Origin of the sequence: Paenibacillus sp. FSL K6-1558 (assembly GCF_038002565.1) — a bacterium.
Lineage (GTDB): Bacteria > Bacillota > Bacilli > Paenibacillales > Paenibacillaceae > Paenibacillus > Paenibacillus polysaccharolyticus.
Genome location: NZ_JBBOCV010000001.1, coordinates 2,448,938 through 2,461,924 on the forward strand (window position 1 = coordinate 2,448,938; position 12,987 = coordinate 2,461,924).

The following is a 12,987-nucleotide window of genomic DNA, read 5'->3' on the forward strand; positions in this document are numbered from 1 at the left end:
ATCCGTACTGCTTCCGCCCTTGCTGCTCCCTGCTCTTACAGTACCTTTCACATGCCCCACTTCCCTGCATTATTCACTTGCACCGCTCTGCCTCCACTCTTCACACCACTCGCATGACCCAGACCTCTTCTATTCTCTACTCTCCCCCTACCTTACACATCCGACATCACTTCCCTGTAATCTGCCCCTTTTTGCCTGTGCGCCCTAAAACACCTCACACGTTATTCTCCTGCCTGCGTAGTCTTACTTCGCCCCGGCAATACCACTGCTCTCACACGATTTCCCCTGAGCATATTAGAGAAAGACCGCGGTCGTTGCACAAAATGCCGGAGCTTACTTCTAGGCTCCGGCGAGGATTCTGTTTCCATCATCTGATTCAATCATCGGTTTCGATCCACGCAACGCACCGCGGCTGTATCATGTTATTTCCGGTTAAGGTAGCTGCCCTTTCATGCGTACAGCTGCCTCCTGAAGCGATTCAAATGTGCCGGCATCGCTCCAATATTTTTGCAAAATGTCATACTCCAATCCGCCGCCGGAGGCATAATGGTTGTTTACATCGGTGATCTCCAGCTCTCCACGTGCGGATGGTACAATGTTATGAATCAGGCTAAACACATGGTCATCATACATGTATATGCCCGTTACACAGTAAGAGGTCTTCGGCTGACTTGGCTTTTCTTCAATGTACGCGATACGTTCCGGATGGTGTTCATCAAAGACAGGCACCCCGTAGCGACGCGCATCGTCCACTCCTTTAAGCAACACTCGCGCCGTACCCGCAGGTTGCTGCATATATCGCTCTACATACGGTTTCAAATCATCGCTGAACAGATTATCACCAAGAAGCACCACAAATTTTTCGCCCGGAAGAACAAACGATGAGGCCAGATCAAGCGCTTCGGCAATACCGCCAGCCTTTTCCTGAATACGATACGTCAGCCTGACCCCATGATCCGCTCCGCCACCAAGATACTCCGTATACAAACCAGCGGAATGTTTGTTCATAACAATCAGAATATCCTCAATCCCTGCCTGACGAAGCCTGTCGATACCATACATAATCATCGGATGTTTACCGACGGGAAGCAGATGTTTATTGATAAGCCGGGTCAGAGGGTACAGCCTGGTTCCTGTGCCACCAGCAAGAATTACACCTTTCATTCCTTGTTCCCTCCTTCATCGGATATGTCCATAAATTCACGCGGATCGACTTGCCATTTATTGATGAAAATGGAACGGTTACGCTCCAGCAACTGTTTCCATTCCGTATGATCTGTCTTTTGAAAACTCGCACTGCCTTGATGATGTACAAGGACATCACCGCATACTAACAAACGGAAGCCCTGCAACCTAGCTCGATAACAATAGTCGTCATCTTCATAGTGGCCAGGGGAATACGCTTCGTCAAGCCAGCCTACGGCCTCCAGTACGCTTCGTTTCATCAGCATACACAGCCCTACGATTCGGCGTACTTCCTTCCACCTGGACACATCCGAAACATTATTGGCAGCCGCTAGCTCCTGAAAATGTGGCACATCCCGAAACGTCATATGCACCTGCTGAATACCACTGGCATAGTTCGTGACTGGCCCGATGATGCCAACATCATCTTCACTGTACAGTGCTGTGCGCATATTTTCGAGCCAGCATGATGTAACGGTAACATCGTTGTTCAGCAAGAGTAATTCATCCCCGCACGCAGCCCGAAGTCCAGCATTACAAGCGGCAGGAAATCCCCGATTTTCGGGTAAACGAACAAACCGGATGCGTTCCTTGGCACAATATTCGGCAGTACCATCCGTCGACCCATTATCTACAACGATGATCTCATACGATGTTGCTTCTCCTGTGTATGTTCGGATAGCCTCGACACATGGCCTCAGCAACGAGAGTCCGTTATAAGTGGGTATAATGATGCTGGTCAGCGTCATCTCACATTCCTCCTGTACGCTACCTCTGCACGGGAAGGAAGGTTGGTCCGAAGGGCATATTCACTCGTACCCATCCATGTTGCCAGTGCTTCCAGGTGATCCCCAAGAATCAATCTGGCAACACCATTACCACTACCCGTGTTCCCGGCACGCAGTCGGTTTGAGCGAATGACATCCACTTGGCATGGAGCGGATACCTTAAATCCCTGCTGGATTGCAAGCATCTGTGCCTTCGGCGGAACGGCCAGCGAAGCAGATTTTACAGCCTGAATCATTCGCCTAGATAGGGCATGGGGCACAGCGGTCATCGAATTCGAACCAAGGTCCCGCCGACCTAATGTATGGTTCAAATAAGCTTTGATTCGGCTGACTTCGTCCTGCTTGGAAAAAGGAGGAAGTAAAGAAGTCAAATCGTTTAACGCTACATCCTGCCCCCGGTCAATCGCATACAGGAACGGCGCCAGCTGCTCCGCAGGTATAACCATGTCTCCATCCACAAACAAAACGGTCTCCGCATCTGTCATTTTGGCTCCAAGCGCCCGACCCACATCATGCCCGGCTCGTTCCGGTTCATACACAAGTGTAATGCCTGAATGTTGAAGCACGTGTTCCAGACTGTTATCCGTCGTACCGTTTAATACAACTACAATATCGCGGAGGGGTAGACGTCTTAGTTGTACCAGCACTTGCCCAAGTGTGCGTTCCTCATTACAGGCACAGACTACGGCAGCAGCAACATGTCGGAGGGGAAGCGGTACAATCTCTGGTACATGGCCTGAGGAATTCGCATAGCCTTGAATAAACACCCTGCCTGCCTGCAATGCAGCTTCGTAGCTAGTCTGTTCCGGCAGATTCGCCGCGTGTACTTGCCACGTATCAGAAGCATGTTTATTCAGGTTGTCGGAGTCTGCCCTGAATTGTTTGCCTGCAAGCTGGCCTGCTCTCCAAAATGGACGTAGATCCGGCATCACCTTCCGGACATTCCGCCGGCTCCACCCAAGATGCTGGGTACGTGGCGCGCGTTTCCCCTCAGCTTGCTTTCTGCTCCGGGGTCTGCCCGCCGCCATTCGCTTGGCTCGCGTCCGTCTCTTTGCCCTTACTCCTGATCGTGTTTTTATCGCTGTCACCTCCGCATGTTGCCGTTTCTATCACATAATCCCTCATTTCTTAAAACTTCTTATTGAGCCAGACTGCGAACACGCTGCAGATCAGGGTAACCCCCCCGTGGCCCCCGTGTATCTGTCATCCAGCGGATCGCCTCCAGATGATCGTTCAGTACGACTTGGCTAAGTAGATCAGCACCGCCTCGTTTCGTCGAACGAACAGCATTCCATTTTCCTACAGGCACATGATGAACAGCTTGCACCCGAAGGCCGCCAAATATCGCTTTGGCATGAGCAAGTGGCGGAATTTCCAGTGAAGATATGCCAATGATCTCAAGTGCCTGCCTACTAAGCGCATGAGGAATGGCTGTCATAGAAGCACCACCAAGATCGGATCTGGAGAGTAGACTGTTCAACATATGTTTTGCTTCAACGACCGGATGAACAGGGCTACGTGTCACCGGACCGTTGTAATTGTTCAGTGCAACATCGACTCCATTTAGCACAGCCTGAACGAAAGGTGCCAGGTGTTCGGCCGGGATCAGAATGTCTGCATCCGTGAACAGCAAAATCTGCCCTCGGGCTGATGCTGCCCCTACTCTTCGTCCTGCATCATGTCCCAGCGCTTCAGTATAGTGGAGTACCCGTGCCCCAGCCCGTTCAGCTTCATTGGCTGTGCCATCGGTTGACCCGTTTACGATAACCAGTACTTCCGCATCACGGCATATACGTGTCGCTTCACGGACTACAGCAGCAATGGTGCGTTCCTCGTTCATCGCTGGAATAATCACCGATAGCATAGGTTGTCGGAGAACTTCTCTGTCTTGCTCAGTAACTTCTCCAATCATCTCATGTGCTTCTCTTCGATTGTTCGCATGAAATGAGTGGTTAGGTGGTAAGGAGAAAACATAGGTCTTTGTACCCTTTTTCCTTCTCGATTGGATTCGTCTTTTTTCAGATACCCGTCTGGTACGCTTTTTTCTTGTTTTTGTTGCAAAACTGGCTCTATTACGTTGTTTCCGCAACAAATTCACCTCCCACAATCCATCCTGATCATGCCAAGGGAGTACACGTTATTCTATGTATTCGTGGAGCAGTGGAAACGGCGTATGTCCTTATCTTACTTAGGTTCTGGGCAGGAGTGTAAGTACACCCATCCTGTGAACCGACAAGATTCGTCAATATTTTTAAAAATGACATCTCTTCCCTGTCCTTAGACACAATTTTCGAAAAAATTTAAAATTGTATCTTTTCCAATCTTTTACACTGTGATACTATACGATTCAAGCCACACAATTTACATTTTTAACCTTGTCGAGAACTCACGTTCCCAAAACCTCTTTCTGTCCTTTTATTGACCTTCGGTTAGTTCAGACGTTTGATCTCCTCCGTTTTGTACACAAACAGACCTTGAACTTGAAAGGAGTGATGCCGTTCCCAACCCGGCTTCTTCTTCCCGCATTCCACACACGGATTGAACATCCCGGTTCTCCGTAGAACCTTCGGTTTGCCACGATCACTAGGGGGACAACCCCTGCTTCTTAAACATACTTCTGTTTGAGCCCCTCACTCCGCCCTGCCAGATGCAGACGGAAATCCATCCGAGTTAGGCATAAACCCTTTTTTTCCAAAAAATATGATGAGAATGGGAGAGTTAACAATGAAATTTGCCAAAGTTATGCCAACAATTCTTGGAGGAGCTCTTTTGCTCGCTTCCGTATCCTCTGCTGCTGCAGCGCCATCTGATCTATCCATTCCGCTTGAGGCTCCTTATGCCTCCGAGGAGAGTATCCTTTTGAACAACAATCCTGACGAAACGATCTATAATTATCTTGGTCAACAGGAACAGTTCCTGAACTCTGACGTCAAAGGCCAGCTCAAAATCATTAAACGTAACACGGATACTTCCGGTGTAAGGCACTTCCGTCTGCAACAGTACATCAAAGGTATTCCGGTCTACGGTGCCGAGCAGACCCTCCATCTGGACAAAACGGGAGCTGTGACTTCTGCTCTTGGTGAACTTCCGCCTGTTGAAGAACAAGCGATTCCTAATGACGGAATCCCTGGTATCAGTGCAGAGGACGCGATTAAAGTGGCCTCGGAAGAAGCGACATCCCGGATCGGCGAGTTAGGTGCACCGGAGCTTGAGCCAAAGGCTGAACTCCAAATTTATCATCATGAAGATGACGGTCAGACCTATCTGGTTTATATTACCGAAGTGAACGTGCTTGAACCTGCCCCGCTGCGAACCAAATATTTTATTAACGCCGTGGACGGAAGCATCGTATCCCAGTTTGATATTATCAATTTTGCTACAGGAACAGGTACCGGGGTGTTTGGTGACACCAAAACGCTGACCACAACGCAATCGGGCAGCACCTACCAGCTGAAAGATACCACTCGTGGAAAAGGCATTCAAACGTATACAGCAAACAATCGCTCCTCGTTACCAGGAACATTGTCTACCAGCTCTAACAACGTGTGGACGGACCGTGCAGCTGTTGATGCACATGCTTATGCTGCTGCCACTTATGATTTTTACAAAAATAAATTTAACCGCAACAGCCTCGATGGCAACGGTCTTTTGATCCGCTCTACCGTACATTATGGCTCCAAGTATAACAATGCCTTCTGGAACGGGGCACAGATTGTATTTGGTGACGGGGACGGCTCACTGTTCGGTATCTTCTCCGGGGATCTCGATGTTGTGGGTCATGAGTTGACACATGGAGTGATCGAGTACACCGCCAATCTGGAATACCGCAATGAATCAGGAGCATTAAACGAAGCGTTTGCTGATATTATGGGTAACACCATTGAGAGTAAAAACTGGCTGCTGGGTGACGGCATCTATACTCCTAACATTCCAGGAGATGCATTGCGCTCTTTGGCCGACCCTACCCTGTACAACCAGCCTGACAAATATAGTGACCGTTACACGGGCAGTGCAGATAACGGCGGTGTGCACACCAACAGCGGTATTATCAACAAAGCGTTCTACCTTGCAGCCCAAGGCGGTACACATAACGGTGTAACGGTTAGCGGCATCGGCCGGGATAAGGCCGTACGTGTTTTCTATAGCACGCTGGTGAATTACCTGACACCAACATCGAAATTTGCAGCTGCCAAAACAGCAACGATTCAGGCCGCCAAAGACCTCTACGGTGCGAATTCCGCCGAGGCAACTGCCATCACCAAAGCCTATCAGGCTGTAGGACTATAATCGTTAACTGATCGTGTGTAGCATCTGCGACCTTCACAAAAAGCGATACCGAACTTATTATTTCCCCTTCTATTCTTGTGTTAAAAAGTAGCCTCGTTCCGGCACCCCTCATGTCCGAACGGTCAGGCTTATCAAATAAAAGCGGTGTCCGGGACATACTCTGGACACCGCTTTTGTATATTTTTATGCCGATGGCCCCGCTGCGATCCAGGACAACAAACCATACGTATGCTTGCAATCCGCTGTCCGCGTTACTTCCAGCACAGCTTCATCCTCACTCTGGGATAACAGCGACACCTGAAATCCACGGTCATTGCTCATGGCTACAATGACATAATGCTCCGAATCAAACGCCTCTTCGAAAACGATCGTCACTTCGGTACACGTTTCATTCTCCGGCAGAACAAAAGCTTCCATGCCAAACTGCTGCACAGCAGGCTGTTTACTCACGCTACGTACCGGCTGGAATGCCAGATGTTCGGCTTGAACAGCACCAGTCTGCAACTGTTCACTGCCTACAGAACCATCACACAAATGCTCTTGTGTTACCGACTGAGGCTTAAGGGTATAGGAGACTGGCACCTCTGTATCAGCCCCTTGAGGGGTGATAGAGTTGGATAAGTCTGTGTCAGCTACATCCGGCGATAATGCATTTTCTCCATCCGATGCATCTTCAGCTTCAGTGATTCCCGTAGCAGACTCGCCTTCCGTTAATACGGCATCTACTTCCGAATCATTGTGTAGCCCAAGCAGCTCTTGAAGATTCAAATTTCCGGCTTGGAACTCAGCAGGCGCATCCGGCGACGACCCCGCATCATCTCCCCAGGTAAACAGACCTTCGTTAGGCAGGCCAACCGACTGTATAAACTGTTGTACTTCCTGCATGGCTTCTTGCCTTTTGAACTCGGCAAGCTGTTCCAGCGTTTCTGCACTGACCTGACGGATCGCATTCCAGATCTCTTCACTTAGATGTGATGTGCCCACGATTCCATCATTTAAGTGACTGGACGTGATACTTTGCTCACTTAACTTGCTGCCATCAATAGCACGATCAGCGAGATGCACAGACGATATCGTGCCCTCTGTCAGTTTACTGCCGTCCACACTGCCATCCGCCAGTTTAGATGCCGTGACTGCACCATCTTGCAGGTGAGATGTGTTTACAGCTTCTTCGTTCAAATGGCTTGCCGTGATGCTTCCATCCTCGATATGATCCGCACGGATTGCACCTTCTGCGATATGTGCAGACTGCACACTCTCATTGGTCAAATGAATGCTGGATACCGCACCCTCTGTCAGTTTGCTGCCGTCTACACTGCTATCCGCCAGTTTAGACTTAGTAACTGCACCATCTTGCAGGTGAGCTTTGCTTACAGCTTCTTCGGTCAAATGGCTTGCCGTGATGCTTCCATCCTCGATATGATCCGCACGGATTGCACCTTCTGCGATATGTGCAGACTGCACACTCTCATCGGTCAAATGAATGCTGGATACCGTGCCCTCTGTCAGTTTACTGCCGTCTACACTGCCATCCGCCAATTTAGATGTAGTAACTGCACCATCTTGTAAGATGACGGAGCGGACAGACTCTTCTTCCAGATGTTCAGTTCCAATACTCCGCTCCTGAATGTGGTGGGAGTAAACAGCCCCATCCTGGATATGACGAGATTGAACTGCACCTTGCTGCAGGTGTGTAGCACCCAGAGATTCCAACTGCAGATGCAAACCACTGATCAGCCCTGGCTGTAAATGTGCTTCTGTTACAGAGAGCGGAGCCAAATGTTCTGTATGCACCGCTCCGGCCATCAAATGATTGGAAGATATCGCCTGCTCGGTAATATGCTCACTGCGAATGACCTCTTCTCTCAGATGAGCGCTATGGACAGACTGAGCAGTCAAATGATCTGATTTTATACTGCCTTCAGCGAGATGCATGGAATCAACGGATGCTCGTTGCAGATGTTCGCTTCCCACTGCCCCGTACTGTAATTCCTCGCCAGATACCGAGTCGGTGGCCAGATGTTCTGTTGTCACTGTTCTTTGACGAAGCTTGCTACCGGGGATGCTGCCGTTTGCAAATAATTCTGGCGTACGCACCTCATCGGACAGATGCTCCAGCGAGATCGTATGCTGCTTCAGGTGATATCCACGAATCGTTTCAGCAGGGATATGTTTGGCAACGATGCTTTCAGCCATAATCTTGGCGGAAGTGATACTGCCGTCAGCCAGTTTGGCCGAGGTGACCGATAGATCAGCCAGCTTATCTGTAGAGACACTTTCCGGTGAGAGTTTAGGTGATGTCACAGCATGATCTGTAAGATGTGGTGGAAAGATGGAACCGCCTGCCATCTGTGCTGAAGTCACGCTGCCCGGAGCTATTTTGTCCGTCGTAATTGCCGCACGTGATATGGCATCGGTCTGAACGCTGCCCGGCTGCAGGTGAGGGGCACCTACGGCATGCTCTGTCAGGTGCTCGGCTCTCACTGCATACGGCCTCAGTGCTTCGGAATCCACACTGCCGGGAGCCAGATGAGCCGTTGATACGGCTGCTTTGGCCAAGTGGGACGAATTGACCGTACCTGAGGCTATAGCTTTGCTTGTAACCGCACTTGGAGCGAGTTTATCAGCCGTGACACTCTCTGATGCCAGCTTTGCGGTTGTGACTGCTTCATCCTGCAATTGGAATGATCCTACAGAAGATTCTGCCAGATGTTTTTCCAGCACAACACCTGAAGCCAGTGCATCCGCAGACACACTTCCCTCGGATAGATGTGTCGTCTCGATGCTTCCACTCGCCAAATGTATGGAATGAATGGCACCATTATCAACATGAACCGGTGTAATGCCTCGATTGGCAATATGTTCCCCGCGAATCGAGCCTTTAGCCAGATGTTTCCCGAGCACAGCTTCATCGGATATTTTGGAAGCGACAACGCTTTGATCTGCCAGTTTCGAAGCCGTCACTGCCTGCTCCAGCAATTTCGCTGTTCCCACCGATTGATCTGCCAGCTTGCTGCTAATGATCGCTCCATCGACCAGATGCTCACTACCGATTTCGGCATTGCCGATCTGTTCGCTCCCTACAGCAGCAGCTCGAATCTGTACTGATCCGATCGAACCATCCACCAGATGTCGTCCATTCAAGGCATGTTCGGCAATATGCCGTGTATGAATCGAGCCATCCTCAATCTGTTCGCTGCCGATGCTGCTTGCCAGCAATTGATTACGTCCAACAGAACCTTCAGCCAAATGAGACTGTTTCACCGAACCGGCCTGAATGTGGCGTGTATCAATAGATTGCTCTTCAATTTTGCTACCTGTCACCGCTCCATCACGAATCTTGGCACTGGTGACCGCATCATCCGCCAGTTTCGAGGTATGGACAGCCCCACCAGCTAAATGACGGGTCTCGATCCCGCTAATCGCGATTTTTTCACCAGTAACAGCTTGATTCTGGATTAATTCCTCTGTGACGAGCAGGCGACTCAGATGCCTTGTGCCGATGGAGCCATCCGCTATTTTGGCTGCATCAATGACCTGATTGCCCAGCTTCTGTGAGGTAATGCTCCCATCCCGGATTTTGTCTCCAGCGATGGATGCATTTCTGATTTTGTGACCTGATACAGAGCCATCAATTAGATGTTCCTCCGCAATCGAAGCCTCAGCCAGCTTAGCAGAAACAATCGCACCATCCGCAATATGAATACTTGTTACTGCATAATCCTGAAGCGCCTCGCTTCCTACAGCTCCTGATTTCAGCTTGGAGGCGTCCACCGAAAAAGGAGCCAGCTTACTTTCCGTGACGGCAAACTCACTGAGGTCATCTGTATAAATATACTGTCCTTCATAGCCTGGCATCTGGTTCTGGTTTAATTGTTCAAGACGCTGCTTGCCTGTTGAACGGCTTGGGTTATCCTGTTCTTTCAATGGAAGGTGCGCAATGCTTCTGATCTGAAGTTCCTTTTCTGCGCTTTCCTTTTCCACATTATTTTTTTCTGCATTTAATGGGGCAATTTGTTGCGGCTGCCGGGGCTGTTGCTCCTGCACTATGTCTTGCGCTTCCACCACAACTTCAGATTTATTGACCGATGCATCTGGCGTCGTCTGATCAGATGTCGTTACGGTATCAGCAATAACTTCCTTGGAGGCAACTCTATCCGAAGTCGAAACCTCCTCTTTTTTCACTGTTTTTTCCGGCTTGCTGAATTCCAGTCGCCGATCCATCAGATCCAGCTCCCTGAATTTGGGACTGATATGACGCAGTTTAGGCGTCACAACCTTTTTTTTGCCTTTTTTACTCATGAGGCCAGCTCCTTCCCCTAACGTTCATCTCCGGCATCATATGCTTTGAGCTGGGCATCTGCCACTTTTCTGGCCCTACTTTTGCACATCCGTGATCAGATTCCTGTCTACTCAGGTTAACGTTACATCTACCCTGGCGTAATTAGGCTGTACGAAGTGAAGAGAGAAGGCGGCTGTCCACGCCCCGCATCCGCTCGTTTCATAAGATAAGATGTCTGGACATCAACGGATGTATAAAAGTGCCTCTGCACACCGGTCTGCGTTATCGCGATGTTAAAACCATGCATTGACAGGCCGGCATACTGAAAAAATTCATGGTTGCGCGATAACAATGAAGGAGGAACGGTCATGCTCCAAGAAACGATCGGCATTATGTTCGATTCACGCATGTACCGGGGGATACCGGCCGGAAGGACCGGTCAGGAATCACTCGCCAATTATGAACAGGCTGCAGCCTGTTACGGATTAACGCCTTGCTTTTTAAGGCTGGAGGATATCGATCTGGATCGTAAAACATGTCTGGCTTATGTGAAAAAAGAAGGTCGTTACGTCCGTGAGCGTATACCGTTTCCTTCCGTAATCCATAACCGTGCGCTCCAGCTTCGCCGTGCGGAACAGCGACTGATTACACGTTTGCTCCTGCAAGGCATCCAGGTGTATAACGTGCGTAATCGTTATCGGAAGGACCATGTGCATGATATGCTGCGGCAAGACTTTTTTTTAAAAGATCATCTGCCACACGCAGTCAAAGCAACGCCCGAATCGCTCACTTACATGATGGAACATCATAAGGATCTCGTCATTAAACCGTGTAGCGGCAGCATTGGTCATGGCATTATGCGTCTCTTCCAGCAGGAGGGACATTGGAGACTAACCTGTGAAACGAGGGCATCGCGTAAAGGCTGGGCCACCTTCAAGCTGAACCGGGGACAGTTGCCTTCCGCTACACTAAGGCGGATATTCCGTCATGCTTATCTGATTGAAGAACGGATTCCGCTTATCCGGTATGAGGGAAGGCCCGTTGATCTGAGAGTATCCGTGCAACGCGGGGGAGATGGGGTATGGAGTGTCACTGGCATGTTTGCCAAGGCAGCTCCGGCGCATACGTTTGTCACCAACATTGCGCAAGGCGGCAAAGTCATGACTGTGGCTGGAGCACTTGGTCTGGCTGAACCGAGTACGGAGCTATTCCAGCTGCAAGCCCGAATAACTATAGTCGCCCTTCGTATTGCTCACACGCTGGCTTCCAACTTGCCTCATCTGGCTGATCTGGGCCTCGACCTCGGCGTAACCCAAAATGGAGGCATTTACTTTATTGAATGCAATGGCAGGGATCAGCGATATGGGTTTCGTAAGGCTGGCATGCAGGAACATTGGCAGATGACATATAACAAACCAATGGCGTACGGACGTCTGCTCGTCAATCACAACTCCAGCATTCCAAGACAGCCACAAACCTATGATCGTGGATTGTATTGATTTCATTCGTGATTTGTGTCAATATTATGCAGAATGGCCGCTTTTGCGGCCTTGAAGTTTGTATTAACCCTAAGGGGGATATTCATGGCAAAAACGCTGTTGCGATTAATGACTGAGCTTTCTTCGCGCAAATGGATCTCCCGGACCGTGGGAGCTTTCTCCAAAAGCCGGGGAAGCAAAGCATTTATCCCTTATTTTGTCCGGACCTACAACATCCCTGTACAGGAAGCCGAGAAGGATTGGAAAGAATATCGTTCCCTGAATGATTTCTTCACTCGCAAATTAAAACCCGGGATGCGCCCGCTAGACCTTTCGGAACATGCATTGATCAGCCCTGTCGACGCTAAAATTACGGCAGCAGGCCCGATTTCTGCAGGAACCATTCTGAATGTAAAGGGACAAGATTATACACTTGCTGAATTGTTAAACCACTCTCCACATCTGGAGAAGTACAAGCATGGTTATGTATTTGTGCTCTATCTCAGTCCGCGCGACTACCACCGCATTCATGCACCTGTCAGCGGTCGTAAGATGGAGAGCGAACATATCAAAGGCAAAGTTTATCCTGTGAATGATTTCGGACTCACCCATATGAAATCCGTGCTCAGCCGCAATGAACGGCTTATTACGTATATTCAGCATGATTATGGTGAAGTAGCTGTCGTCAAAGTGGGTGCAATGAATGTCAGCAGTATTCAATATGCCGATATTGACACCCAGACTTGGGCTCAGGGAGATGATCTGGCCTATTTCGAGTTCGGTTCTACCGTTGTACTGCTTATGCAGACCGATACCTTCGAACCGCTCCCTGATTTGAAACCTGGAGATTCCGTTAAAATGGGAGCTTTACTTGGTCGTCTGAAACCCAAACAACCCTAATTTCATACGTAAATAAAGAGGATGGCTCAGCACCTGCAATCAGGTGTTATGCCATCCTCTTTATTCT

9 protein-coding genes are annotated in these 12,987 nt (G+C 49.5%); 3 read left to right on the top strand and 6 right to left on the bottom strand.

Features of this window, described 5'->3' with window-relative positions; genetic code table 11:
- Positions 1-432: 432 nt before the first annotated feature.
- The 5 genes from MHI38_RS10540 to MHI38_RS10560 all read right to left on the bottom strand — a co-directional run bounded on the left by MHI38_RS10540 (position 433) and on the right by MHI38_RS10560 (position 3,885).
- Positions 433-1,164: a sugar phosphate nucleotidyltransferase gene (locus tag MHI38_RS10540; RefSeq protein WP_154891038.1), complete on the bottom strand. Its 732-nt coding sequence runs from the start codon at positions 1,162-1,164 to the stop codon at positions 433-435.
- Positions 1,161-1,934, bottom strand: a complete 774-nt coding sequence (locus tag MHI38_RS10545; protein ID WP_154959667.1) for a glycosyltransferase family 2 protein — start codon at positions 1,932-1,934, stop codon at positions 1,161-1,163. The genes MHI38_RS10540 and MHI38_RS10545 overlap by 4 nt, the downstream gene beginning before the upstream one ends.
- The gene (locus tag MHI38_RS10550; protein WP_154891109.1) at positions 1,931-2,902 is read right to left on the bottom strand and encodes a glycosyltransferase; all 972 of its coding nucleotides are present in this window, start codon (positions 2,900-2,902) and stop codon (positions 1,931-1,933) included. The genes MHI38_RS10545 and MHI38_RS10550 overlap by 4 nt, the downstream gene beginning before the upstream one ends.
- A gap of 61 nt (positions 2,903-2,963) precedes the next feature.
- A complete protein-coding gene (locus tag MHI38_RS10555; RefSeq protein ID WP_261769390.1) occupies positions 2,964-3,086 on the bottom strand; it encodes a hypothetical protein in 123 nt (40 codons plus the stop codon).
- A 25-nt stretch (positions 3,087-3,111) separates the two neighbouring features.
- Positions 3,112-3,885: a glycosyltransferase family 2 protein gene (locus MHI38_RS10560; RefSeq protein WP_341181245.1), complete on the bottom strand. Its 774-nt coding sequence runs from the start codon at positions 3,883-3,885 to the stop codon at positions 3,112-3,114.
- An 812-nt stretch (positions 3,886-4,697) separates the two neighbouring features.
- On the opposite strand from MHI38_RS10560, the gene MHI38_RS10565 reads away from it, so the two are divergent.
- Positions 4,698-6,260: a M4 family metallopeptidase gene (locus tag MHI38_RS10565; protein ID WP_221790831.1), complete on the top strand. Its 1,563-nt coding sequence runs from the start codon at positions 4,698-4,700 to the stop codon at positions 6,258-6,260.
- Positions 6,261-6,443: 183 nt separating this feature from the next.
- Here the strand turns inward: MHI38_RS10565 and MHI38_RS10570 are convergent, their stop codons facing one another.
- Positions 6,444-10,562: a WIAG-tail domain gene (locus MHI38_RS10570; protein ID WP_341181246.1), complete on the bottom strand. Its 4,119-nt coding sequence runs from the start codon at positions 10,560-10,562 to the stop codon at positions 6,444-6,446.
- A 348-nt stretch (positions 10,563-10,910) separates the two neighbouring features.
- Between MHI38_RS10570 and MHI38_RS10575 the strand changes: the two genes are divergently transcribed.
- Both MHI38_RS10575 and asd read left to right on the top strand, forming a co-directional pair.
- Positions 10,911-12,041: a YheC/YheD family endospore coat-associated protein gene (locus MHI38_RS10575; protein WP_221789937.1), complete on the top strand. Its 1,131-nt coding sequence runs from the start codon at positions 10,911-10,913 to the stop codon at positions 12,039-12,041.
- Positions 12,042-12,125: 84 nt separating this feature from the next.
- The gene (asd, locus tag MHI38_RS10580) at positions 12,126-12,920 is read left to right on the top strand and encodes an archaetidylserine decarboxylase (protein WP_221789938.1); all 795 of its coding nucleotides are present in this window, start codon (positions 12,126-12,128) and stop codon (positions 12,918-12,920) included.
- Positions 12,921-12,987 lie beyond the last annotated feature (67 nt).

Bases quoted from the DNA above. Each gene is read 5' to 3' on its own strand.
- MHI38_RS10545 (WP_154959667.1), bottom strand. From the start codon at position 1,934: ATGACGCTGACCAGCATCATTATACCCACTTATAACGGACTCTCGTTG.
- MHI38_RS10570 (WP_341181246.1), bottom strand. From the start codon at position 10,562: ATGAGTAAAAAAGGCAAAAAAAAGGTTGTGACGCCTAAACTGCGTCAT.
- MHI38_RS10575 (WP_221789937.1), top strand. From the start codon at position 10,911: ATGCTCCAAGAAACGATCGGCATTATGTTCGATTCACGCATGTACCGG.
- MHI38_RS10540 (WP_154891038.1), bottom strand. From the start codon at position 1,164: ATGAAAGGTGTAATTCTTGCTGGTGGCACAGGAACCAGGCTGTACCCT.
- MHI38_RS10565 (WP_221790831.1), top strand. From the start codon at position 4,698: ATGAAATTTGCCAAAGTTATGCCAACAATTCTTGGAGGAGCTCTTTTG.
- MHI38_RS10560 (WP_341181245.1), bottom strand. From the start codon at position 3,885: ATGATTGGAGAAGTTACTGAGCAAGACAGAGAAGTTCTCCGACAACCT.
- asd (WP_221789938.1), top strand. From the start codon at position 12,126: ATGGCAAAAACGCTGTTGCGATTAATGACTGAGCTTTCTTCGCGCAAA.
- MHI38_RS10550 (WP_154891109.1), bottom strand. From the start codon at position 2,902: ATGCCGGATCTACGTCCATTTTGGAGAGCAGGCCAGCTTGCAGGCAAA.